Raw genomic sequence first — 24,759 nt, 5'->3', positions numbered from 1 at the left:
GGGTCACTAAAGCATAAGGTCTGCCTTTGCCAAGCAAACTTCGCTTCGCTCGTTTTCTTGGGGCAGGACCATTATACATCCAGGAAAATCGGAAGGATGATTGGACTTCTCTTGGTTTTTCGGAAGATGAATTTCCGAAGATCTTCTCTTACGTTGTTCTTAATGGCGCTCCAGTCTTTGCTGCCATTTCCCGATAAGGTATCTTCCAGAGATTGTCTTGCCACAGCTCTGGCATCGTTGATCAGATCCTCGTTCTCTCTGACATAGACAAATCCACGAGAAACAATATCTGGTCCTGAAATCACCTCTCCGCTAGCTCTGTCGATAGCTGCAACCACAATAATCAAACCGGATTCGGACAGCAGTTTTCTGTCCCGAAGAACGATATTTCCAATATCGCCCACACCCAGACCGTCAACCAGTACATCTTCTGCGCTGACAACATTCTGGAACTTCGTTGCATTGCGCTTATCCACAGTAAGCTGATCTCCATTAGACAAAATGAAAATGTTCTTCTTTTTCATACCTATGGATTCAGACAGGGCCGCATGCTGCACTAAATGTCTGTGTTCACCGTGTACCGGCATGAAAAACTTTGGTTTGATTAGCGTATGAATCAGCTTCAGTTCTTCCTGGCAGGCGTGACCTGAAACGTGAATATCCGCTATATCGTTATAAATAACTTCCACTTCTTTCTCGTAAAGTCTGTTTACAACGCTGGATACTGTTTTTTCGTTTCCTGGAACCGGCGTTGAGGATAGGATAACCATATCGCCCTTTTTCAGTTTTACACTGCGATGTTCATCATTTGCCATTCTTGACAGCGCTGACATCGGCTCACCCTGGCTTCCTGTTGTGATAATCACCAGCTGATTGTCAGGAATATTTTTTGTCTTATTCAGGTCTACATAGGTGCCTGCCGGAAAGTGCAGATACCCAAGCTCCTTTGCCAGATTTACTACATTGTCCATACTTCTGCCGGAAACGGCTACTTTTCTGCCGTATTTTGCAGCAAGCTCTACAATTTTCTGTACTCTGTGGACGTTAGAAGAGAAAGTGGCAATAATAATTCGATTCTTTGCCTCTCTGAAAATACCATCCAGCGTCTGACCTACCACTCGTTCAGAGGCGGTATAGCCTTTCCTGAGCACATTGGTACTGTCAGCAAGCATTAAATCTACACCTTTTCTTCCGATTTCAGCAAACTTTGCCAGATCAATAGGTTCTCCATCAATTGGTGTATAATCAATCTTAAAGTCGCCTGTATGAAACAGGCTTGCCGCTGGTGTCTGAATGTACAGACAGATGGCATCAGCAATGGAATGGGTAGTTCTAATTGCCTCTACCTTAAATTCTCCTACTTTAAATTTTTCTCCAGCTTTTACAATATGAAATTTTGCTTTCAGTCCGTGTTCCTTCAGTTTATTTTCTATAAGTCCAAGGGTTAACCTGGTTCCATAGATCGGTACCTGAATCTGTTTTAAAAGATATGGGATTGCACCGATATGGTCTTCGTGACCGTGGGTAATTACCATACCTACAATTTTTTTCGCATTCTTTACCAGATAGCTGAAATCTGGAATGACGACATCAATGCCGTACATTTCATCTTCTGGAAAAGACATGCCGCAGTCAATGAGTAATATCTGGTCTTTATATTCTAAAACCGTCAGGTTTTTACCTATTTCATTGAGACCTCCGATTGGAATAACTTTCAGGTTTTCTGCCTTTTTCGTCTGCTGCGCAGGCTTCACTGTCCTCATTACATTTTTTCTTGGTGAGGATTTTTTCGTAGACTTCTTTAGCGGCAAAACCTCTTTATTCTGCGGTCTCCGGACAGCCGCTTTTTTAGCTTGCGGCTTCTTACTGTTGTAATCTCTCATATACTCCCCTCTACTTTATAACAATATTTACAAGCTTATTAGGGACTGCAATGACTTTTACCACATTCTTGCCCTCTGTCAAAGCTTTTACTTTGTCATCAGAAAGCGCAGTTTTTTCCAGTTCTTCTCTTGTTAAATTATTTGCTACATTTAATTTCTCTTTTAATTTTCCGTTCACCTGAACTACAATTTCAACCATATCTTTCACCAGTGCAGCTTCATCATATGCAGGCCAGCTAACCTCGGTCAAGGTCTTAGTGCCGTCCAGAGTCTGCCACATTTCTTCGCAAATGTGCGGTGTAAACGGTGAAAGGATAATAACCAGTGTATCGATTGCCTTCTTCATGAAGTCCTGGTTTGCGTCTTCCAATTCTTTATATCTGTACAGCGCATTAACAAGTTCCATAATAGAACTGATGGCTGTATTGAAGCTGAATCTTCCTCCTACATCGTCGGTTACTTTCTTGATAGTAGTATTGAGGACATAATTCAATTCCTTATCTGCGTCTGTTTTGATTTCGTATGCACCACCTGTGCCCTGATAATTCTGGGTGAAATCATAAACCAGACGATATACACGGTTTAGGAAACGGTAGCTTCCTTCTACCCCTGCATCGGACCAATCCAACTCTCTTTCCGGCGGTGCTGCAAAGAGAATAAATAATCTTGCAGTATCAGCGCCGTATTTGTTGATAATTTCTTCAGGACTGACAACGTTGCCCAGTGACTTGCTCATCTTCTTGCCGTCCTTGTTTACCATACCCTGTGTCAGCAGGTTCTTGAACGGTTCTTCGTGTTTGGTCAGTCCCAGGTCGTAAAGTGCCATCTGGAAGAATCTTGCGTACATCAGATGTAAAATCGCATGTTCTACACCGCCGATGTACTGGTCAACATCCATCCAGTAGTCGACTTTGTCTTTGGCAAAGGCTGTTTCCTGATTCTTCGGATCGCAGTATCTTAAGAAGTACCAGGAAGAATCCAGGAAAGTATCCATGGTATCCATCTCTCTTTTGGCTTCTTTTCCGCACTTCGGACAAGTGCACTTGCCAAAGGTTTTGGAAGTGGTCAGTGGAGACTCGCCTTTTCCGGTAAATTCTACGTCAGTCGGAAGCAGCACCGGCAGGTTTTCTTCTTTTTCAGGCACCCAGCCGCACTCTTCGCAGTAAATCATCGGAATCGGGGTACCCCAGTATCTCTGTCTTGAAATCAGCCAGTCACGGAGTCTGTAGTTGACAGTTTTCTTACCGATGCCTTCTTCGCTAAGCCATTCGATAACTGCACCGATAGCTTCTTGATTGTTCATACCATCAAACTTGCCAGAGTTAATCATAGTACCTTCTGCGGCAAAGGCTTCTTTCAAGTCATGAACATCAATTTCTGGATTGTTAGAATCTACAACCGGAATAATTTCTAAATCAAACTTCTTTGCAAAGTCGAAATCTCTCTGGTCGTGAGCAGGTACCGCCATGATGGCACCTGTTCCATAACCCATCAGCACATAGTCAGAAATAAAAATCGGAACTTTCTTTCCGTTGACCGGATTGACTGCGTATTTTCCGATGAATACACCAGTCTTCTCGTTGGTGGTGGAAGTTCTTTCGATGTCGTTCATATGCTGTACTTTGTCCAGATATGCAAGAACTGGCGCTTCGTATTCTGTACCCTTTACAAGGTCCATTACATATGGGTGTTCTGGCGCCATAACCATGTAAGTAACACCAAAGAGCGTATCAGCGCGAGTGGTAAATACTTTTAACAACTTATCAGTTTCATCAATTGTAAAATCGATTTCCGCACCGATGGACTTTCCGATCCAGTTTTTCTGCATGACCTTAACCTTGTTAGGCCAGCCTTCCAGCTTGTCAAGGTTGTTCAAAAGTCTGTCAGCATAGTCTGTAATTTTGAAGTACCACTGGGAAAGATTCTTCTTTCCAACCGGTGATTTACATCTTTCGCAGCAGCCATCCACAACCTGCTCATTGGCAAGTACAGTCTGGCAGCTCGGGCACCAGTTTACAGGATTTTCCTTCTTATAGGCAAGGCCCTTGTTGTAGAACTGAATAAAGATCCACTGCATCCACTTGTAATAATCCGGATTGCAGGTCTGCACCTCTCTGTCCCAGTCATAAGCAAGCCCCAGCTGGTCAAGCTGCGCTTCCATTTCGTGGATATTGTCCCAGGTCCATTTGCTCGGTTCCACGCCGTGTTTAATCGCTGCATTTTCAGCAGGAAGTCCAAAGGAGTCAAAGCCCATCGGGTGCAGCACGTTGAATCCCTGCATTGCCTTGCATCTTGCAATGACATCACCGATAGAATAGTTTCTCACATGTCCCATGTGCAGTTTTCCCGAAGGATAAGGGAACATTTCCAGCACATAGTACTTTTCCTTGCTCTCATCAATGTCAGTTTTGAAAGAATCATTCTCTTTCCAGTGCTTTTGCCATTTACTTTCAATTTCTTTAAAGTTGTATTTTTCGTTCATTGCTTTTATTAATCCTCCAAATCTAAAAAGCTGCAGTCGCCCCACACCTTTTCGATATTATATTTTTCTCGCATTTCTTTCGTAAAGATATTGACGATGATATCGCCAAAGTCCATCAAAACCCAGCCGGAGTTCTGCTTTCCTTCAATGTTCTTTACAAGAAGTCCTTCTTTTGCAAACTGATCTTCTACTTCATCAACCAGGCTATTTACCTGTCTTTCTGAATTACCGGTTGCAATCACCAGATAGTCTGCAAATGTTGCTTTTTCCATGATATCGATGACAGCAATATCAAGCGCTTTTTTGTCATCTAAGGTTTTCGCCGCAAGCAGCGCAAAACTTTTATTATCCATTTTCGTTCTCCTTTATGGCATATTGTTTCTGTAAATAATCTCTGGCAGCAATCGTGTCTGTATCAAGGAAATTTCCCTGCTGCCGAACATATTCTATGGTTCTGCTCAGAGAAAGTAAACACGCCTTATCTAAATCTTCTTCTGCCGCCTGTCGGATCTCCTCTACACCCGGATAATTTCGATTTGGCTCAATGGCATCTGCAATATAGATTACTTTTTCCAGCGCGCTCATGGCAGGTCGTCCTGTCGTATGATAGCTGACCGCATTAATAATATCCGGATCTGTTATCCCAAAATCCCGTTCCATCACGATAGCGGCAATTTTTCCGTGGGCCAGATTGCCGTTGTTCAGATAGATTTCAGAAAGTCCCAGATGCTTTACATAGTAATTCAGTACATCGACGCTAACGCCCCGATACATATCGTGAAACAATGCCGCAACCTCTGCTTTTTCGGGATCTGCACCATATTTTTTTGCAAGATTCATTGCAGTAACTCTGACGCCTTCTGTGTGAAGTTTTCTCTTCTCTGAAAAATTCTTCTCAATATACGTCTTGATAGAGTCTGTGTTCATGAATATACCTTTCTATCGGAAAAGGTACCAACGATCTGATAGATTTTCCCTCTTTTATATTTTCTTTAATATCCGTGGAAGATACTTCCAAAATTTTGTTGTGCAAAATTTTAATCTTTGCGTCATAGCATCGGCGTACTTTCTCAACCATCTCAATAGTCTCACTTTCCTTATAACCTGGTCTTACACCGACAACGAAAGGAAACTCCCGCAAAAGATCAGCCCCCTTATACCACGTTTCCAAACTGAGAAACGAGTCTGTACCAAGAATAAAGTGAAGGCGGTCTTTGGGGTACTGACATTTCAATGTCTGCAGCGTCTTATAAGTATAAGAAATCTCTTCGCTGAATGCCTCCACAGTGGATACAACAAAATTTTGATTCTGATGGGCAATTAGACTGACCATATTGACCCTGTCCTCCTCTGCAGCCATGTGACGTCCCAATTTAAAGGGCTGCACCTTTGCAGGCAGAAGAATAATCTGCGAAAGGCCACATTCGCGCATTGCAGCCTTTGCGATGGATAAATGCCCGTTATGGAATGGATCAAAGGATCCGCCTAATATTCCGATATCACTCATGATTACCTCAAGTTGATTCCTAGTTCAGTCAGCTGTTCTTCTTCTACAACGCCCGGCGCTTCGCAGACCATGCACTGTGCATTCTGGTTCTTCGGAAATGCAATGACTTCTCTGATGCTGTGCTCGCCAAGAAGAAGCATAACCAGTCTATCAAGACCGTAAGCAAGACCTCCGTGCGGCGGTGCGCCATATTTGAAAGCTTCCAGAAGGAAACCAAATTTTTCCTGGCATTCCTCCTCTGTCAGTCTCAATGCCTTAAACATCTTCGCCTGTAAATCCTTTTCATGGATTCTGATGCTGCCGCCGCCTACTTCTACACCGTTCATTACGATGTCATAAGCGATCGCTTTAACCTTTTCCGGCGCTGTATCGAGAAGCGGAATGTCTTCTGTTCTCGGATGTGTAAACGGATGGTGCATTGCTTTCAGTTCACCTGTTTCGTCATCCTTTTCAAACATCGGAAAATCCGTTACCCACAGCAAATTGAACTGCTTGTCGTCTAAGAGTCCCAGAATGCCTGCAATATGTCTTCTCAGGAATCCCAAAGTGTCAAATACGACTTTTGCTCTGTCAGCGGCGATGAGAATCAGATCATTCACCTTTGCGTCAAAGACCTTTGCAATCTCAGCAAGCTGTTCCTGCGTAAAGAATTTATTTACGGAAGATTTATATTCGTTTTCTTCTACTCTCAGCCATACCAGACCCTTTGCACCGTAATGTTTAGCCTGCTCTGTAAGCTTGTCGATATCCTTTCTGCTGAACTTGTCGGAAGCGTTATCGATGCAGATACCTCTGACATCGCCGCCTGCGGCAAGCGCATCAGCAAAGACTTTAAACTCTGTACCGGCAACCACATCATTTAAAGACTTTAGTTCAAATCCAAATCTGGTGTCAGGTTTGTCGCTGCCGTAACGCTCCATAGCTTCATCGAAAGGGATTCTAGGAAACGGCACAGCGATTTCTACATCGAGCAGCTCCTTAAACACTCTCTTTAAGAAGCCTTCCTGCATAGCAATCACATCATCTTGATCTACAAAGGACATTTCCATGTCAATCTGCGTAAATTCAGGCTGTCTGTCTGCACGCAGGTCCTCATCTCTGAAGCACTTTGCAATCTGAATATAGCGGTCACAGCCGCTGACCATGAGAAGCTGCTTGAAAAGCTGCGGCGACTGGGGCAGCGCATAGAATCTGCCTTCGTTAACGCGGCTCGGAACCAGATAGTCTCTGGCACCTTCCGGTGTGGATTTGATTAAAATCGGTGTTTCGATTTCGGTAAATCCGTTTTCGTCAAAATAATCCCGGGTCAGCTTGGCAAGTTTATGTCTGAATCTGATGTTCTCTTGCATTTTCAGCTTGCGCAAATCCAAATATCTGTATTTTAAACGAAGGTTATCGTCTACATTGTCATCGTCTTTGATGTAAATTGGCGGTGTTTCTGATTCATTATAAACCAGAAGTTCCTTTGCAAATACTTCGATTTCACCAGTCGGAATATTAGGGTTTTTCGAGCTTCGCTCCTTTACAATGCCTCTCACACCGATGACATACTCACTGCGCAATGATTCCGCTCTTTTAAAAACATCCTCGGAAATCGTATCGTCGAAAGTAATCTGCACAATGCCGGTCTTATCTCTAAGGTCAGCAAAGATTAATCCGCCCAGACTTCTCTGTTTCGCAACCCAACCGTTGAGCACGACTTCTTCATCTACATTTGCAATGCGTAAATCGCCGCAATAATGGGTTCTCTTTAATAATTCTGCCATGTATTTCTTATCTCTCCTATTTTGCTAATTCTTCTGTCAGATCTTCTAATTTTACTTCTCTCTGCTGGGATGTTGCCATTTCCTTTACAGAAACAACGCCTTCAGCAAGTTCGTTATCGCCGATGACTACGGTGTACTGTGCGCCCAGTCTATCGGCATATTTAAACTGCCCCTTGATGTTTCTTGCAAGAGTATCCATCTCAGCTTTCACACCTTTGTTTCTAAGCTGGCGAAGAAGTTTGAGACCGAATGCTTTTGCATCCTCGCCCATGACAGCGATAAAGGCTTTTAGCGGCTCCGGCTGTGGAATTTCAACGCCATTTTCCTCCATCAGCATCAAAAGACGCTCAATACCCAGTCCAAAACCAACGCCAGGAATCGGAGGTCCGCCAATTTCTTCGATGAGGTGGTCGTACCTGCCCCCTCCGCATACGGTTCCTTGTGTTCCGTTACTATCTGTTACAAACTCAAAAGCTGTCTTGGTATAGTAATCCAGCCCTCTTACGATTCTCGGATCTACAATATATTCGATACCCATAGCGTCCAGATTCTTCTGTACATCTGTAAACGCCGTCTTGCAGTCATCGCACAGGTAATCGATCATATCCGGTGCATCTTTTACTAATTCTTGACAGATTTCCGATTTACAATCCAAAATTCTCATCGGATTTCTCTCATATCTGTCTTTGCAGGTATTGCAAAGCTGGTCATAAACCGGCTCCAAGAATTTTTTCAGAGATTCCCTATGTTTCTGTCTGCAGGAAGGACAGCCTACACTGTTGATTTTTAGCTTGACGTCCTTAATTCCCATATCGTGTAAAAAATCATAGCCAAGGCTGATAACCTCGGCATCAGCCAGCATATTGGTAGTTCCAAAGGTTTCAATCCCGAATTGGTGAAAGGCTCTGAGTCTTCCAGACTGCGGTTTTTCATAGCGGAAACACGGTGTAATATAATAGTATTTGGTCGGCTGCACTTCTGCATAGTGTTTGTGTTCAATAAAAGCTCTCGCCACCGGTGAAGTTCCTTCCGGTTTTAAAGTAATGCTTCTCTTTGCATAGTCATCGAAGGTGTACATTTCTTTCTGTACGATATCGGTTGTGTCTCCAACACCTCTTTTAAACAGCTCGGTGTGTTCAAATGCCGGCGTTCTGATTTCCCTGAAGCCGTATTTATCGCAGAATTCGGAGAATTTTTTCTCAACGTACTGCCACTTGTACACCTGTGCAGGCAACGTATCCTTCGTTCCTTTTGGTGCTATGATTGCCATTTTTCTACCTCCATAAATAAATTTTTCTCTTTTCTATCCAGCATTTCTTCAATACGCGCTATGTATTCCTGATAGTTGGTTACATTGGGCACACGTTCCAGACGGTTTTCCTCCGGGTAGTAAACCTTGGTGATTCCTCCCGCTCCAAGGGCAATAATCGTCTGATGTTCGTCCATAATACGCACATTATAAATGCAATCTTTATCTTTTTTGCAGTATCCGGTATTTTCAAAAGCGCCAGCCATATGCTTCTGCCTGTACAGGTAATACGGTATATAGCCAGCGTCCTTGAGGATTTGTCTGCTTTCAGAAAGCTGCTCAGAAACAAGATCAGCTTGTTTATAGTGGAAATCCTTGTCAATGTCCACAAGGCGGGACGCCCGCTTTACCGCAAGACAATGCACCGTAATATTGTCAGGCCCAAGCGCGATAATTTCTTTCAGAGATCTAGCAAAATCTTCCGCAGATTCATCTGGAAGTCCTGCAATCAGGTCTGCATTAATACTGTTAAATCCGTGTTTCTTCGCCATTTCAAAGGCTCTGATGATATCCTCCGGCTTATGATTCCTTCCAATGCGTTCCAGCGTCTTTTCATGCATAGACTGCGGGTTGATGCTAATTCGATCTACCCCTGCCTCTTTCAGCACCATCAGCTTCTCCGATGTAATAGTGTCTGGCCGTCCTGCTTCTACAGTCAATTCCCTAAGCGCCGTCAAATCGAAATTTTGTTTTATCGTCTGCAGCAAAATCCTAAGCTGTTCTGCACTCAGCGTAGTCGGCGTGCCGCCGCCAATATAAATGGTTTCTGCTGTAATGCCGCATTCCTGCATACGCCTTCCTACATAGGTAATTTCCTTTAAAAGCGCCTCAAAATATCTGGCGATTTCACTCTCTGCTACCTGATTGGATGCAAAGGAACAATAGACACATCTGGTCGGACAGAATGGAATGCCGATATAAACGCCTGCAGACTTCGGTACAGCTTTACCGCATGTCCTCTGCTGATGGAAATACATCTCAATCAGCAGTTTCGCCTTTTCTTCTGTTAAATAATACTCGCTCATAAGGATTTGAAGCACAGCATTTTCACTGCCGACTTTTTCGTAGATTTCCCCAGTAAGCTTTACCGGTCTGATTCCAGTCAAAATCCCCCATTGGGGATATACTCCGGTCAGCGCAGATAGCTGATCGTAAATCTGTCTTTTAATCTGATTCTTATCAGAAAAATTTTCTTTATTAAAGACAAGAAACGTTTCTCCATCTTGCTGTACATAATCCTCTGAAACCAGAACATACTGGTCAGGACGAAGAAATATCTTGATCATTTCTTCTAATAAATATTTTTTTTCAAAATGAAAAATCTGAATCTTTATCTTATCTAACAAAAGGATTGTGCTCCTTTTCGTAACCAATCGTAGTTTCGCTCATATGACCCGGATATACCATGGTGTTGTCCGGCAGCACGAAAAGTCTTTCCTTGATAGAATTGATGATTTCTCCAAAATCTCCACCATAAAAATCAGTTCTGCCTATGGACTGGCGAAACAGCGTATCACCGCTGAATACTGCCCCATCTGTAATGATGGACATACCGCCTTTGGTGTGTCCCGGCGTATGGATAAAGGTAAGAGCAGTGTTTCCCACCGTTAGATTTTCTCGGTCTTTCACATAGATATCCGCATCAACGATGACCGGTTTTCCACAGATTTCCAGAGAAACGTTCAAGTTAGAATCCATCAGCATTTCTCTCTCTGCTTCATATGCGACCACTTTTGCACTCGGAAAATCCTTTAAAAAGTCATCGACACCACCAATGTGGTCAGCGTGACCATGGGTCAAAATGATGTATGCTACTTCAATATTCTCTTCCTTTGCTTTTTGGGTCAGCAGCGGGCTGTAGCCGCCTGGATCCACAATAAAACCTTCCTTTGTTTCATCATAAGCCAAATAGGTGTTTACCTGAATCGGACAGGTAATAAATTTAAGAATGTTCATATATTCTTTCCTCTTTCTTATACGACTTGCACCTAGCCAATCGCTGCGCTCTTGGGGTGCAACAGCATAAGGACTTCTCATCAATTTACTTTGTAAATTGGAGCAAGTCCATTAGCTCCTTGCTCTATAAACGTTAGTGACACTCTGGACATTTCTCAGAGTCCGCAATACTCTCTGCATTTGCTGCGTACTGGCAATGGACAGGGTCAGAGTGATATTGACTACGCCGTCCTTTCCGCTCTTTGCATTGACTCCGGAAATGTTCACGTCCATATCTTCACAGGCTCTGGAAATATCCGAAAAAATTCCCTTTCTCTCGCCTGCCGCAATACAAATGTCCGCATTATAGGATTTTCCGACCTTCAGGTCTTCCCATTCTACTTCAATAAATCTTGCTTTCTCTCCTTCTGGAAGCGAAGTGATATTGGAGCAGTCCTTGCGGTGAACAGAAATGCCTCTGCCTTTTGTGATGAATCCGACAATATCATCCCCCGGAACAGGATTACAACACCGGGAAACTCGAATCATCAAATTATCAGCTCCCTTGACAATAATGCCGGGATTTTCTCGCTGGTGACGCTGCATTTTTTCCTTCTTAGCGTCATTTTCCAGCATTTTTTTCTGCTTTTCTTCTCTCTTCTGCTCAAGCTTCTTATCTTCATTAAAATAGCTGAACAGAAGATTTGCGTATTTACTTAAGATGGTAGCGCCTTTACTGATTTGCATATAAGCTTCATCTTGGGTTGCGATATTCATCTCTTTGGTCGCTTTTGTCAGATAGCTTGATTTACCCACAAGCTGTGGATCAAAGCCCTTCTTTCTAATATATTTATCCAGTGCGTCTTTTCCTCTTGAGACGTCATCCGGTTTACTTTCTTTCTTAAGCCACTGCCTGATTTTTGTTCTGGCAGTAGAACTCTTGGCAATTTTTAACCAATCTATACTTGGACCGCTTGAATTCGAAGAAGTGACAATTTCAACGATATCTCCGTTATTCAAGGTATGGTCGATGGTGACCATTTTTCCGTTTACTTTTGCGCCAACACATTTACAGCCAACTGCTGTATGAATTTTAAAGGCAAAGTCCAGCGGCGTAGAACCTGCCGGCAGGTCGATGACCTCTCCCTTTGGCGTAAATACAAAAACCTGACTGGAAAAAAGATCCATTTTAAGAGTTTCCATAAACTCCTTTGGATCGTTCAGTTCACTTTGCCATTCCAGCGTCTGTCTCACCCATGCCAGCTTCATTTCCTCATGATTTTGGTCGCCTTTCGTATTTCCCTCTTTGTACTTCCAATGAGCAGCAATACCATATTCCGCAACTCTGTGCATTTCGTAAGTTCTGATTTGAATTTCAAACGGTTCACCGTTATCGCCCAGTACCGTTGTATGAAGCGACTGATACATGTTCGGTTTCGGCATGGCAATATAATCTTTGAATCTACCCGGAATAGGTTTCCACATGGTGTGCACCTGACCTAAAACAGCGTAGCAATCCCTGACATTTTCTACAATAACGCGAACTGCAGTCAGGTCAAAGATTTCATCCAGCTGCTTGTGCTGCAGTACCATTTTTTTATATACGCTGTAAAGATGTTTGGAACGTCCAGAAATATCATAGTGCATGTTCATCTGGTCCAGTGCTTCTTTAATTTCCTCTATTACTGTATTGATAAATTGTTCTCTCTGCTCTTTTTTCTCAGTAACTTCAGACTCCAGCTTTCCTACTTCTTCCGGGTGAAGATAGGAAAGCGCCAAATCTTCCAGCTCAAATTTCACAGTATAAATACCGAGACGACTTGCTAGAGGCGCATAAATATCAAGAGTCTCTCTGGATTTTTCAATTTTTTTCTCAGGACGCATAAACTGCAGTGTCCGCATATTGTGCAAACGGTCTGCAAGCTTGATAATCAGTACGCGAATATCCTTGGACATGGCGAGAAACATCTTTCTGAGATTTTCCGCCTGCGCCTCTTCTTTACTGTCAAATTTTATGCTTCCCAGTTTAGTGACACCATCTACCAAGAGAGCAATCTCTTCACTGTAGTCACATACGAGCTGCTCTCTGGTATATTCTGTGTCTTCAACGACATCATGCAAAAGCCCACCGACGATGGTTTCCTCGTCCATACCAAGCTGCGCCAATAACTTGGCGACAGCAATAGGATGAATCAGATACGGCTCTCCGCTCTTACGAAGCTGACCATCGTGCAAGGTGCGAGCCGTATCAAAGGCTCGCCCTATTAAATCGGTGTCATAATTTTTATTGATACTGGTAATTTCTTCTAAAAATTTTGCTTTTGTTTCCATTAATGTCTATTCTGCTCCTGCAATCAGTTTAATCTAATTTTGGTTAATTTATTTCTTATTTTTCTTCTTTTCGCTTGCCTGTGCTGCAATCATATACTTGGATTTTTCTTCATTCTTGCTGAATTCATAGAACAGCGGGCTGCACAGGAAGATGGAGGAATAAGTACCTACCAAAACGCCGACCATAAGCGGAATTACAAATTCTCTGATAGACGTCGATACCATCAAAAACAGCGGTACCATGCAAATCAGAGTAGTCAGTGATGTCATGACTGATCTGTTCAAAGTCTGATTGATGCTGCGGTCAATTACCACCTGATTGTTGTCCTTCTTGTAAAGTTTCTTATTCTCTCTGATTCTGTCAAACACAACGATGGTATCGTTGATGGAGTAACCTACTACAGTCAGAATACCTGCGATAAACGGATTGTTAATAGTTACATTGAAGATTGCATAGAATGCAAGCACCATCAGAACATCGTGAGCAATGCCCGCGATAGAAGCAACACCATATTTCCAGGATCTGAATCGGAAAATAATATAAATCAGCATGCCGATTGCTGCAATCAGCACGGACTTCACTGCATTGGTCTTCAGTTCTTTTCCGACTGTTGGGCCAAACTCTTCAGAAGCCAGCACATCTTTATCGGTTACACCAAATTTGCTTTCTAAAGTCTTAATTACCTCGCCTCTTGCGTCGTTGTCAAGAGCATTGGTTGTCTTAATGATAATCTGCTCCTGATTGTCTCCGCTAAGCACAATGGATACGTCTTCCAGATTATATTCAGCAAGTGCGTCCTGTACTTCTTCAGTTGCAACTTTTTTGCCCATATCAAGCTGAATCATAGTACCGCCTGTGAAGTCAATACCATAGTTGAATCCTCTTGCTACAGAGAATATCAGACCTGCAATAATAATCACTGCGCTGATTCCATAGAAAATCTTTCTATTTTTAATAAAGTTGAATTCTTTCTTTAAGAGTTTCTTCTCTGTGCCGTCTTCGTTTACGCCAAAGAACTTGTTCTTTGCAAAGGCTTTGCTGTCAGCAACCAGACCGATGAGAAGCTGGGTTACTACAACGGCTGTAAAGATACTTACGATGATACCAATCATCAGAGTCAGTGCGAAGCCTTTTACTGCTGTAGAACCAATTTCATAAAGCACCACAGAAGCAATCAGAGTTGTAATCTGTGCGTCAAGGACTGTAGTAAGCGCATTCTTAAAGCCCTGAGAAACGGCTACTCTAATAGTCTTTCCTGCTGCAATCTCTTCTTTAATTCTGGCAAAGATGATGACATTTGCGTCAACTGCCATACCGATGGACAGAATAATACCTGCAATGCCAGGCAGAGTCAGCACGCTTCCAAGACCAGCCATAATCCAAAGTACAATCAGTACATAAAGCAGCAACGCGATGTCTGCAACCAGACCTAAGATATTGTACATGATCAGCATTAACAGGAATACCAGTCCAAGCCCTACAGCACCTGCCACAATACTCTTGTTCAGTGCATTAACACCGATAGTTGCAGTCTGTACAGAAGATGTTACTTCGTTTAAGGAAATAGGCAGTGCACCGCCTCGAATCAGTGCTGCCGTATTGGATGCATCCTCCTGCGTATAACCACCGTTACTTGTAATTTCGCAAGTTGTACTGGTGATAACCGTCTGTGCATTTGGAGAAGTTACAATCTCATCATCCAGCATGATGATAATAGCCTGTCCGCGGATTCCTAAATCAGAAAATTCCTGATTTGGTGTTATTTCGTTTGCGGAAGTTTTTCTGGTCGCTTCCTCAAACTTCTTAGAGCCTTCGTTTGTAAACTCCAAAACGATTTTATATCCGCCGTTCTCTGTATCAGTGTCGATGTTAGCATTCTTTACCTCATCGCCGCTGAGTACCTCCGTGCCGTCTGCAAGCAGGAAACGAAGCTGCGCAGTCTTACCAATCTGATCGATTGCCTGCTGTGCGTCTTCCACTCCAGGCATCTCTACTCTAAGTCTGTCGTTTCCTTCAATGGATACAGTCGCTTCGGAAATACCCATTGCGTTGACTCGATTATTCAGAACAGCTCTGGTCTGCTCCATCACCTGCGATAAATCACTGTCTGAAAGTCCCTGTATATCTTCTGCATCGGCTTCAAGAACAACATAGACGCCGCCGTTGATATCCAGCCCAAACTTCATTGCGTCCTTAATGGAATTTATCGAACCAATCCCAAAGATGGAAATATACCATCCAATAAGAAGCGCAATGATGATTAAACTAGCTAAAATTTTTCTTAGTTTTGAATTCATTTTCTTCTTCTCACCTTCTATATAGTCAAAATTTGCCCATAATACCGGCATTTTATTTTACTCTTTATTGTACTACGTTTTCAGAACTTGGGCAAGGGGTAATTCTTAATTTATGAGGCAAACATCAAATCTTCAAAGGATAGCTGTTTTCCAAAATTCTGTATTCGTTTTCTAAAGACAAAACTTTTTACAGTTTAGAAAAACGAGTTGACGAAGTTGTCCTGCCCCACATATGCTAAAAGACTCCCTAACTGTAGGGAGTCTTAATCTAATCATACATATGAACTTATAGAGCCATCTTATTTCTCATCTTCAGGAATTTGCTCTTCTACATCAGCAGCTTTTCTCAGACGTTTAGGCTTAACCTTCTTTTCTTCTTCATCTTCTGCAACTGCAGACTTACCTGCACTCTTACTGGAGCTTACAACTGATGAAACAGACCATCTCATCATCTCAAACTTAACCTTATCAGCACCAACCTGAATTACGATGGAATCTTCTTTGGTCTTTACAATCTTGCCGCAGATACCACCAATTGTGATAATTTCATCTCCAACCTGCAGCGTGTTTCTCATCTGCTGTATGGTTTTCTCTTTCTTCTTCTGCGGTCTAATCAGTAAGAAATACATCGCACCGATAAAAACTACCAGGATTATTAACTGCATTGCAAATGCGTTGCCACCACCGTTACTCATATGTTCCTCCTACATATCTCCAATTCGGATTTTCTATTGGTGCCGGCGATGGGGGTCGAACCCATACGGTGTTGCCACCACGGGATTTTGAATCCCGCACGTCTGCCAATTCCATCACGCCGGCACATTGGTTATATTTTAGCATAACGACTGTTCATCGTCAATACTTCCTTGAAAGAAGAACTGCTGACTATCATCGCTGACAATCAGCAGTTCTCATATGGTGCGGCAAACTGGACTCGAACCAGCACGGTTTCCCACACGGCCCTCAACCGTGCGCGTCTGCCATTCCGCCACTGCCGCAGGATGCGGTTAAATCACAACCGCAAAAAAGATTATATACCATACAGCACAAAAAGTAAAGCATTTATTTTATCTTTTTATTTCTCCTCGTTCTCAGTCACCATGGTTCGTTCCCAGCTCCAGCTTTCACAGCCTCTGTAAATGTCAAAGAAAGTCGGCAGTTCCTCTCCGGTGAATCTAGGTACTGTAATAAACGCATAAGTCTTGTAGCACAGGCAGTAGTACGGCAGCTCATCAGCAAGAACTGGTTTCAGTTTCTCATAAATCCCTTTCTGCTTCTTTCTGCTTAGGCAGGTTTCCATCTGGTTGACATAGGACTGTACTGTGGTGTTTTTGTAGCCGATTGCATTCCCGCTGCTAAACAGTTGCCTCAAATCAAACTTCTTATCGAATTTATAGCCGCCCAGATACAGGTCAAACGCTCCTTCTTTGACTGCTGTTTTATAACTCTGCCAGCCGAGACTTTTTATCTTTACATCAATGCCGATTTCCCTTAGTGAGACGGCAATGCTTTCTGCGGTATCTTCACGATTTCCATCATTCGCATTGACTAAAATGGTCATGGAAACCTTTTTTCCTTCTCCATCTTCCAAAAGCCCATCTTCGTTGACATCACGGTAGCCTGCCGCAGCAAGTAAATCCGAAGCGCCCTTTAAATCCTGGGCATAGGTATCTCCCTTATTCTCAGTACCTAAAAAGCCCGGAAAATAGATTGAATCCGAAGAAATGCCACAGCCTCCGTAGTTGTCATGAATCAAACTTTCCACATCGATTGCTTTTGCGATAGCCTGTCTGACTTCTTTCTTTGCCAGCACTTTATTCTTAAAATTGAAACCCAAATACTCAAGTTCACTTGAACTAATCTTCTCCGTATTCAAATCCTTATCTTCAGCATCAGCGTCAGCGTCCTGGTCTCTGCTCACATAGGCAGTTACCGCTTCCATCGTCATAAGACCCGAGGTTTTGGACTTGTCCGGCAGCACTTTAAAACGCAGTTTGTTTTCCGGCTTCTCACCAAAATAGTACTTGTTAGGATTTAAATTCAAACACTTCGTGTTGTCATAGCTGCTAATCGCATAGGGACCGCTTCCCACAACTCTATCGCTGTCTGCATCGTAATTCGTAGCGGAAATAATTGGAAATACCAAATTATCCAGCGCTGCATCGGCTGGGTCCTCAAAGTGGACAGTCATCGCATATGTATCAGAAATCTGTACCGAATCAATTTTAGAAACGTACTCATAATAAGGTCCGTCAGAACCAATACGCAAAATTGTGTTTATAGTTGCTCGTACGTCATTGGCAGTCAACGAAGAACCGTCACTGAATTTTACGTCTTTTCTAAGCTCCAGTGACACGCTGCCAGCCTGCGCATTGGTATTATAGCTTTCCACCACCTGAGACTTTACACCCAGTTTGTCATCTAAATAAAACAGACTGCTGAATAACAGCTGGCTGATATAATACACATCACTGTCGCCAGATACCAGCGGATTTAAAGTTTCTACCCTGTCCATAGCAAGATAAATTTTGTCCATCGTTTCATAAGTGACCGTTTCCTGCTCTTCCTCCGAGGGACTGACATCGCCGCGCACGATGGCGATGGTGGACAATCCTCCTGCGAGAACTACCACAGCTATTATGATAATAATAATGTGTCTGTGAAGAAAATCAAATACTCTGTAATTCCTATTCCCTTTATTTTGTTTCAGCATATCTCTCTAACAATCGCTCTACCTGCTCATAGAGCGCTTCCTTTCCCTTTGAATTATCTATAATATCTGTAGAACGAGCAATTTTTTCGCTGCTGCTCATCTGATTTAGAATGCGTCGCTTCACTTCTTCAGAAGTAACGTCATCACGAGCCATCACTCTGCGTATCCTAATATCTATGCTTGCATCCACCAGCCAGACCGCATCACACAGTTTGTCCGCACCGGACTCAAAGAGCAGAGGTGCATCTATAAAAACAGGCGCTTCATAGCCTTCTTCCTGCAGTCCAGTAATCTTCTCCTCTATAATCTGTACCACCTTTTTAGTAGTCAATTCTTCCAAAACAAGCCTTTTTTTCTCGTCGGAAAACACTATAGCAGCAAGCTTTTTTCGGTCAAGGCAACCGTCTGTAAAAAGAATATCTTCTCCAAATGCTTCAGTAAGCGCCTGCAAAGTTTCGCTGCCTTTCTCTGTCATAGAGCGAGCAATTTTATCTGCGTCAATGACGGTAAATCCCTTGTCCAGCAAATAATCAGACACTGTGGATTTCCCCGCACCGATTCCACCTGTAAGACCTATTACTTTCATTGCGTTCCCCTACTTTAAATCGTACCAGGTATCGCCCTGATTCAAATCACTTTCCAGCTTTACCTTCAAATCCATAGCATGTTCCATGTTGCGAACCAGGAGTTCTTTCACCTGCTCCATCTCGTCCTTTGCAGTTTTGATAATCAATTCGTCATGAACCTGCAAAATCAGTTTGGAAGCCATATTGCGTTCCTTTAGTTCGCCGTAGACCTTAATCATAGCCAGCTTAATGATATCTGCTGCACTTCCCTGAATCGGACTGTTCATGGCAAGACGTTCTCCCAGCTGACGAGCCATAAAAGTCGAAGAATTAATCTCATGAATATAACGCTTGCGCCCCATCAGGGTCTCAGTATAACCTTTTTCTTTGCAGCTTTCAATCTGACCGTCCATATAAGCTTTTACAGCAAGATGCTTATCAAAGTAATCCCTGATATAGTTTTCTGCCTCTTTTCTGGAAATCCGCAGTTCCTCAGAAAGACCGAACCCACTCATACCGTAGATTACGCCAAAATTTACTGCCTTGGCACGGCTTCTGTCAAGAGGCGTTACTTCATCGTAGGTCAAGCCAAATACTCTGGCGGCTGTATTCCGATGAATATCATCTCCGTTGTTAAATGCAGCAATCAGGTTTTCATCACCCGAAAGATGCGCCAAAATTCGAAGTTCAATCTGAGAATAATCTGCACCGACTAGAGTATAGTTCTCACTTTCAGGCACAAAAGCCTTGCGAAGCTTTCTGCCCAGTTCCTGTCTAATTGGAATATTCTGCAGGTTTGGTTCTGTGCAGCTGATACGCCCTGTCGCCGTCACTGTCTGCTGAAAATGAGCCCGAATCTTGCCATCTGTGCCAATCAATGGTTTCAGTCCTTCTACATAGGTGCTGTTCAGCTTGGTAAGAGTCCGATATTCCAGCACCATATCCACAATGGGATGTAAATCTCTAATTTTTTCAAGCACATCAGCGCTGGTGCTGTAGCCTCGTTTGCTCTTTTTTCCTGCTGGCAATTCAAGCTTTTCAAACAGAATTTCCCCAAGCTGCACCGGCGATTTAATGTTAAATTTGGTACCTGCTAAGGCATAAATCTGATTTTCAATTTTTTCAATCTCACAGGTCAACTGCTTTCCAAAGGTTTCCAAAGTTTCTTTACTTACAGTAAAACCCTCCGCTTCCATAGCGGCAAGAACTTCCACAAGCGGCAGTTCTACTTTTTCATAAACCTGTATCAGACTTTCCTTTTCAAGCTGACTTTGCTGACTCTTTCTCAGTTGTTTAACAGAAAGACACCACTTAAAGCCATAATCTGCATAGCTTTCGTCGCTGTTTCCAAGAAGATCAATCTGTCCGCCCTGCTCCATAAAGGACTTCTCGTCTTCCATTTCATAATGAAGAATCTCAAAGACTAAAGTTTTTAAATCATAGTTGGACTTAGTCGGATCGATGACATATTGGGCAACAGCTGTGTCGAAAGCGGTCACTACATCGTAAAAACCATTCCACATCAAAACATAATAATCCCGGATTAAATCATGTCCTACAAAACGCAGCTTTTTTTTCTGCAGAAACTGTAAGAAGGCTGTCAGGAATCGGTCATCCGATAAGTTTACGTAATAATATTTCTTGTCGCATATAAACCCTGCGCCATAAATGATTGGTTTTTCCACGTGATTGTTGTCGCTAAAGATTTTTAGAATTGCTTCGCTTCCAGCTGTCACTTCATCAAGCAGCTGCATATCCGCTAGCGACTGTACGGTAATTCTAGTATAATCTGCCTCATCTTCGGTAAAATCGGAGGTGATATCAGCAGTCTCCTTGATATGCAGTTTTTTCAAAAAACTATTGAATTCCAGTTTTACATAGAGGTTAATCAGGGCAGTATAATCCGGCTCTTTTGTTTTCATGGATTCCAAATCAATCTCAATTGGCACGTATTTGTTAATAGTCGCAAGTCTTCTGCTCATAGCGGCAAGCTGTGCATGCTCTTCCACTTTTGCCCTAAGCTTTACATTTGCAATTTCCTCCGTATTTGCAAGTAAGTTTGCTATACTGCCAAACTGTGTCAGAAGCTTAATGCCGGTCTTCTCTCCAACACCCGGAATGCCCGGTATATTGTCAGACTGATCACCCATCAGACCTTTCAGGTCGATAAACTGCTCTGGTGTCAGCTGATAACGTTCGATCATCTTCTCTCTGTCATAAAGTTCAAATTCGGAAATCCCTTTTTTGGTAATTAAAACCTGCGTTACATCAGTTGCAAGCTGCAGCGCATCCTTATCGCCTGTGATAATCAGCGGAGCCAAACCTTCCTCTTCCCCGATTCTAGCAATAGTTCCAATAATATCATCCGCTTCAAAGCCGGGAGTTTCCAGATTGGTAATACCCATTGCGGTCAAAATATCTTTCATCAGAGGAAGTTCCATTGCAAGCTCTGGCGGCATTTTCTTTCGTCCTGCCTTATACTCACTATACTCCTGATGTCTGAAGGTCGGCGCTTTCATATCCCATGCCACGGCCATATAATCCGGAGCATAGTCACCCTGGATTTTCGTCAGCATATTGATAAACCCATAAATTCCTTGGGTATAAATTCCTTCTTTTGTAATCATCGGGCGCTGCATCGCATAATACGCCCTGTTTATTAAACTGTTTCCGTCAATAATGACAATTCTGTTTCCCATATGTCTTTCCTTTTCGTTTCTGTATTCCTTTTTAGTATAATGCAGAATGTGCTTTTTTACAAGCAAGGGTTTTGTGAAAGAAAAAACTCCGCAAATTCTAACGGAGTTTCCAAATTATGTAATAGTCTATTTTTTCTTCAGCGCTAGATAATAAATACCTGAGACAAAGACGCTGCCCCCTAAAATATTTCCAAGTGTCACTGGAATCAGGTTATTTACAAAGAACCCGCTCCACGTAATACCTACCTGTGCGCCTCCTGCAAAAATCCCTGCCGGGATGAAGAACATATTGGCGACGCTGTGTTCAAACCCTGCTGTAACGAAAAGCCAGATTGGAAAGAACAGTGAAAAGATTTTACCTACAGTGGAATCAGCGCCGTTTCCCATCCAGACCGCAATACATACCAGAAAATTACATAAAATTCCTCTCACAAAGGCCTGTCCAAAAGGCAGTGCCATTTTTGAAGATGCGATAGAAATGGTCACATCTGTAAGCATGCCGTCACCTGTTCCGAGAAGTCCTGAATAAGCAACCATCCATGCCACCACCATAGAGCCAATCAGATTAGCAAGGTAAACAATCACCCAGTTTTTCAACATGGCGCCTGCAGAAATCTTTCTGTCCAAAACAGCTGCCAGCATAAGGTTATTACCAGTAAAAAGCTCCGCCCCTGCAAAGACTACCATCATCAGTCCCGCCGGGAAAATTACACCAGAGACCATTTTTCCGATTCCGTTTGTCAGAGGTTCTGACAAAAACCGGTATGCACCCATATTAGCGCCAGCTCCTGCGATTGCAATAAAAAAACCTGCCATAAGACCTAAAAGTATCAGCTGTTTCACTGAATAGCCCGTCTTCTTTACGGCAGAATCAATCGTCGCTTCTAAAATTTGCTGTGGATTTTTCTGTGACATAAAACTTCCTTCTTTCATTATCTATAGACTTTATAATTATAGCAACTTTTACTCAATAGTCAATAACTTTACAGGTTCAAAAAAAGAAACAAAAAAGAAAAGTAGCGAGTTTCCTCTCTACTTTTCCATAGTATAAGAAAATATTTCTATGAGTTTAAAAACTAATATTCCCTTTTAATCCACTGCAGATGAATACCTATATATTTTTTTCTTTCTTTTCCTTACTTTCTGCTAATTTTGCTGCCTCTATACATCTAAGTCTTTCCTGCTTGGCTATATGACGCATATATTTAGGCTGAGGACCTTCTCCTGAGTAAACCTTTTCCCAAAATGACTTTTTAGAGTTCTTGGTTGTTGCTACCACTTTCTGTTCAGATGGTGCAGAAACGCCCATTAGCATCAGTTCTTTAAGAGATGGCTCCTCTTCTCCCCTTTGTTCTTCGCTATTTTTTGTTAAATAGTAACGAAGTACTGTTAAAGAAATTACAATTATCATCACTAAGAATATAAAAATACTCATCATAATCCCCCTTTTTTCCTATATTATCTACTTGTCATGCACAGGAAAGTTTTAAATGTTATTAGGCGCCCATTATACTTAGAATAGTCAAAAGTGGTGATCTCTCCCGTGAAACTTCACTTTGTTTAGGATAATCAGGATGATCAAACCATTCTGAATAACTATTGTCAATCTTTTTTCTCCATTGTCCCTTCCAAGTAGTATGATATTCATCATACAATTTGCGTTTATATGTTGAATTACCAACTCTTCTTTGATAAACAATATAATGTTTCTCCGAATAGCAAAAAGCTCGCTTTGTAGCATTCGTACTATTTTGACCTGCGGGGTAAACATACTCATTTGACCGTCTGTCTTTCTCTATCTCTACTTTTTCGGTATAATGCCTTCCCACCATTATATCATCGGCTTCCCCACTAAATACACTAAGTCCTTCAACAATTGTTTCCGAAGTGATACCATCCGAAGTAACTTCTTTGGTTTCTGCATAAATACTGTTACTTGTGCCAAGTAACAAAATTAATAATAATGGCATTACTCTCTTAATTGTTTTTTCATTTTTCTCTCCTTTCTTTATATTCATAAAATTTGCAAATTATTTAATTATTTTAATCATATCGCATTTAATTCTGAATGTCAATATATTTATAATAACTTCACAATGATAAGTTCAAAAAAAAGAACACCGACTGGCAAAATTTTATAGTGCTATCGAAAGGAAAATGCGGTATAATAATAGTAGCCTAGAACTCGCGTTAAGGATTCATAATTGAACCTACACTTTCGCAACGGGAATCCGGGTCCAGGGAGCCAATGTCAAGCCTCCATAGAGTGGAAGACAAAAGCCCCGGCAGGATACCCACCTATCAATAGATAGGGCGTCAATTATATCCTGACGGAGCTTTCTGGGTTTTTTCTTTTTCTAAAATCACAGATTTTCCAGATAAAACTTCGTAATCTCATCAAAGATCATATCCTTAATTTCTGATTTCTCAAAGCCCATTTCATAACCATGAGGACTTTTTACCGATGTGATTTCAATGGTTTTCACATCTTCATATGACCTGGCACATTCCAACGATACCTCTGGCAGCACCACATAATCCTCTGTATTATAGATAACTAAAACCGGCGCTTGAAATTTATATCCGGTTTCCGACGGCACGTAATCTTCAATAGAGCGAAAAAACTCCGGTGTCAGTATCACTTTCTGATGAGTCACGCTGCCTTTCTCCCTCGCTTCTCTTTTGAACTTCTCCCAGTTCTTTGCGCCGCCCATATAACGCTGAAAGGAGTCTCCGTTTCCTGCCGGCGCAACCAGCACCATTGCCTTGTAAGCATATCCGCCTGCATGTTCATTTCCACAGTACATCGCTGCTCTGCCACCCAGACTTCTTCCAAAGATACCAATTCTGTCCGGGTCGACGTTATAATGCGCTACCATATAATCGGTGCAGAGCACCTGATCTGCGACCATAGTGTCCACCGTATACTGATTCGTCTGCTCTGTCTCAGTATCCGCTTTTTCATAGTGACCAAAGTCCATACGAATCGTCGCAATACCATTTTCAGCAAGGTGCTGCGCTAGATACTTTCCACCGGCGCTGTTCATATTGCCATGAAAACCGTGGCTCAAAAATACCAGCGGCAGTTTCTCCTCCTCCCAGTTTTCCGGTATGACAATCTGCGCCTTAGTGTAAGTTTCTTCCTCATTTTTAATCATCACGTCAAGAGTACAAATGCCCTGATTCTTAGACTCACAGCCTGTCAAAGCCCATAGAGAGCCTGTTAAAAAAAGCATTAGAAGCAGGATTGTTACTTTCTGTTTCATCATC

Annotated in this window: 19 protein-coding genes, 2 tRNA genes and 1 other RNA gene; 1 reads left to right on the top strand and 21 read right to left on the bottom strand. The window is 42.4% G+C overall.

The genetic code is table 11. From position 1 onward, the window contains the following. Positions 1-71: 71 nt before the first annotated feature. From NFR88_RS13525 to NFR88_RS13430, 20 genes are all read right to left on the bottom strand, one after another. Positions 72-1,763 (bottom strand): ribonuclease J, encoded by a 1,692-nt coding sequence (locus NFR88_RS13525; protein WP_251616725.1) that lies wholly within the window; start codon positions 1,761-1,763, stop codon positions 72-74. 130 nt (positions 1,764-1,893) lie between these two features. Next, positions 1,894-4,365 carry a leucine--tRNA ligase gene (gene leuS, locus NFR88_RS13520; RefSeq protein WP_251616720.1) on the bottom strand — a complete coding sequence of 824 codons (2,472 nt, stop codon included), beginning with the start codon at positions 4,363-4,365 and terminating at the stop codon, positions 1,894-1,896. Between the two features lie 8 nt (positions 4,366-4,373). Continuing rightward, positions 4,374-4,718, bottom strand: a complete 345-nt coding sequence (gene rsfS / locus NFR88_RS13515) for a ribosome silencing factor (protein WP_160202626.1) — start codon at positions 4,716-4,718, stop codon at positions 4,374-4,376. Continuing rightward, positions 4,711-5,292, bottom strand: coding sequence for a bis(5'-nucleosyl)-tetraphosphatase (symmetrical) YqeK (gene yqeK / locus NFR88_RS13510; protein WP_251616717.1), 582 nt, complete (start codon positions 5,290-5,292; stop codon positions 4,711-4,713). The genes rsfS and yqeK overlap by 8 nt, the downstream gene beginning before the upstream one ends. Then, entirely contained in the window at positions 5,261-5,872 is a 612-nt protein-coding gene (gene nadD / locus NFR88_RS13505; RefSeq protein ID WP_251616714.1) for a nicotinate-nucleotide adenylyltransferase, read from the bottom strand. The genes yqeK and nadD overlap by 32 nt, the downstream gene beginning before the upstream one ends. 2 nt (positions 5,873-5,874) lie before the next feature. Next, a complete protein-coding gene (aspS, locus tag NFR88_RS13500; protein WP_251616712.1) occupies positions 5,875-7,638 on the bottom strand; it encodes an aspartate--tRNA ligase in 1,764 nt (587 codons plus the stop codon). A 16-nt stretch (positions 7,639-7,654) separates the two neighbouring features. Next, positions 7,655-8,908 (bottom strand): histidine--tRNA ligase, encoded by a 1,254-nt coding sequence (gene hisS / locus NFR88_RS13495; protein WP_251616710.1) that lies wholly within the window; start codon positions 8,906-8,908, stop codon positions 7,655-7,657. Beyond that, the gene (gene hemZ / locus NFR88_RS13490) at positions 8,896-10,233 is read right to left on the bottom strand and encodes a coproporphyrinogen dehydrogenase HemZ (protein WP_251616707.1); all 1,338 of its coding nucleotides are present in this window, start codon (positions 10,231-10,233) and stop codon (positions 8,896-8,898) included. The genes hisS and hemZ overlap by 13 nt, the downstream gene beginning before the upstream one ends. Positions 10,234-10,282: 49 nt before the next feature. After that, positions 10,283-10,903, bottom strand: a complete 621-nt coding sequence (locus tag NFR88_RS13485; protein ID WP_161908517.1) for an MBL fold metallo-hydrolase — start codon at positions 10,901-10,903, stop codon at positions 10,283-10,285. Positions 10,904-11,014: 111 nt separating this feature from the next. Then, the gene (locus NFR88_RS13480) at positions 11,015-13,213 is read right to left on the bottom strand and encodes a RelA/SpoT family protein (protein WP_251616704.1); all 2,199 of its coding nucleotides are present in this window, start codon (positions 13,211-13,213) and stop codon (positions 11,015-11,017) included. Between the two features lie 48 nt (positions 13,214-13,261). Continuing rightward, a complete protein-coding gene (gene secD / locus NFR88_RS13475; protein ID WP_251616702.1) occupies positions 13,262-15,511 on the bottom strand; it encodes a protein translocase subunit SecD in 2,250 nt (749 codons plus the stop codon). A 299-nt stretch (positions 15,512-15,810) separates the two neighbouring features. Continuing rightward, positions 15,811-16,206 carry a preprotein translocase subunit YajC gene (yajC, locus tag NFR88_RS13470; RefSeq protein WP_160202634.1) on the bottom strand — a complete coding sequence of 132 codons (396 nt, stop codon included), beginning with the start codon at positions 16,204-16,206 and terminating at the stop codon, positions 15,811-15,813. Positions 16,207-16,243: 37 nt separating this feature from the next. After that, a tRNA-Leu gene (locus tag NFR88_RS13465) sits at positions 16,244-16,330 on the bottom strand. Positions 16,331-16,427: 97 nt separating this feature from the next. After that, a tRNA-Leu gene (locus NFR88_RS13460) sits at positions 16,428-16,509 on the bottom strand. A gap of 77 nt (positions 16,510-16,586) precedes the next feature. Then, positions 16,587-18,224 (bottom strand): ABC transporter substrate-binding protein, encoded by a 1,638-nt coding sequence (locus NFR88_RS13455; protein WP_251616699.1) that lies wholly within the window; start codon positions 18,222-18,224, stop codon positions 16,587-16,589. Further along, the gene (coaE, locus tag NFR88_RS13450) at positions 18,208-18,810 is read right to left on the bottom strand and encodes a dephospho-CoA kinase (RefSeq protein WP_160202636.1); all 603 of its coding nucleotides are present in this window, start codon (positions 18,808-18,810) and stop codon (positions 18,208-18,210) included. Before coaE ends, NFR88_RS13455 begins: the two co-directional genes overlap by 17 nt. A 9-nt stretch (positions 18,811-18,819) precedes the next feature. Continuing rightward, positions 18,820-21,489 (bottom strand): DNA polymerase I, encoded by a 2,670-nt coding sequence (polA, locus tag NFR88_RS13445; protein WP_251616696.1) that lies wholly within the window; start codon positions 21,487-21,489, stop codon positions 18,820-18,822. 126 nt (positions 21,490-21,615) lie between these two features. Beyond that, positions 21,616-22,404, bottom strand: a complete 789-nt coding sequence (locus NFR88_RS13440; protein WP_160202638.1) for a formate/nitrite transporter family protein — start codon at positions 22,402-22,404, stop codon at positions 21,616-21,618. 196 nt (positions 22,405-22,600) lie between these two features. Continuing rightward, the gene (locus tag NFR88_RS13435) at positions 22,601-22,924 is read right to left on the bottom strand and encodes a hypothetical protein (protein WP_161908523.1); all 324 of its coding nucleotides are present in this window, start codon (positions 22,922-22,924) and stop codon (positions 22,601-22,603) included. A gap of 61 nt (positions 22,925-22,985) precedes the next feature. Further along, positions 22,986-23,507: a hypothetical protein gene (locus NFR88_RS13430; RefSeq protein WP_251616687.1), complete on the bottom strand. Its 522-nt coding sequence runs from the start codon at positions 23,505-23,507 to the stop codon at positions 22,986-22,988. A 154-nt stretch (positions 23,508-23,661) separates the two neighbouring features. Here NFR88_RS13430 and ssrS point away from each other — a divergent pair. Next, positions 23,662-23,840, top strand: a non-coding RNA gene (gene ssrS, locus NFR88_RS13425) — 6S RNA. Positions 23,841-23,852: 12 nt separating this feature from the next. On the opposite strand, the gene NFR88_RS13420 is transcribed toward ssrS, so the two are convergent. After that, on the bottom strand, positions 23,853-24,758 hold the full coding sequence (locus NFR88_RS13420; protein ID WP_251616685.1) for an alpha/beta hydrolase family protein: 906 nt from the start codon (positions 24,756-24,758) through the stop codon (positions 23,853-23,855). Position 24,759 lies beyond the last annotated feature (1 nt).

The sequence above is a fragment of the Senimuribacter intestinalis genome (genome assembly GCF_943192965.1).
GTDB lineage: Bacteria > Bacillota > Clostridia > Peptostreptococcales > Anaerovoracaceae > Senimuribacter > Senimuribacter intestinalis.
Note: the sequence above shows the minus strand (reverse complement) of the source record. Positions and strands in the feature narration are given on the sequence as shown.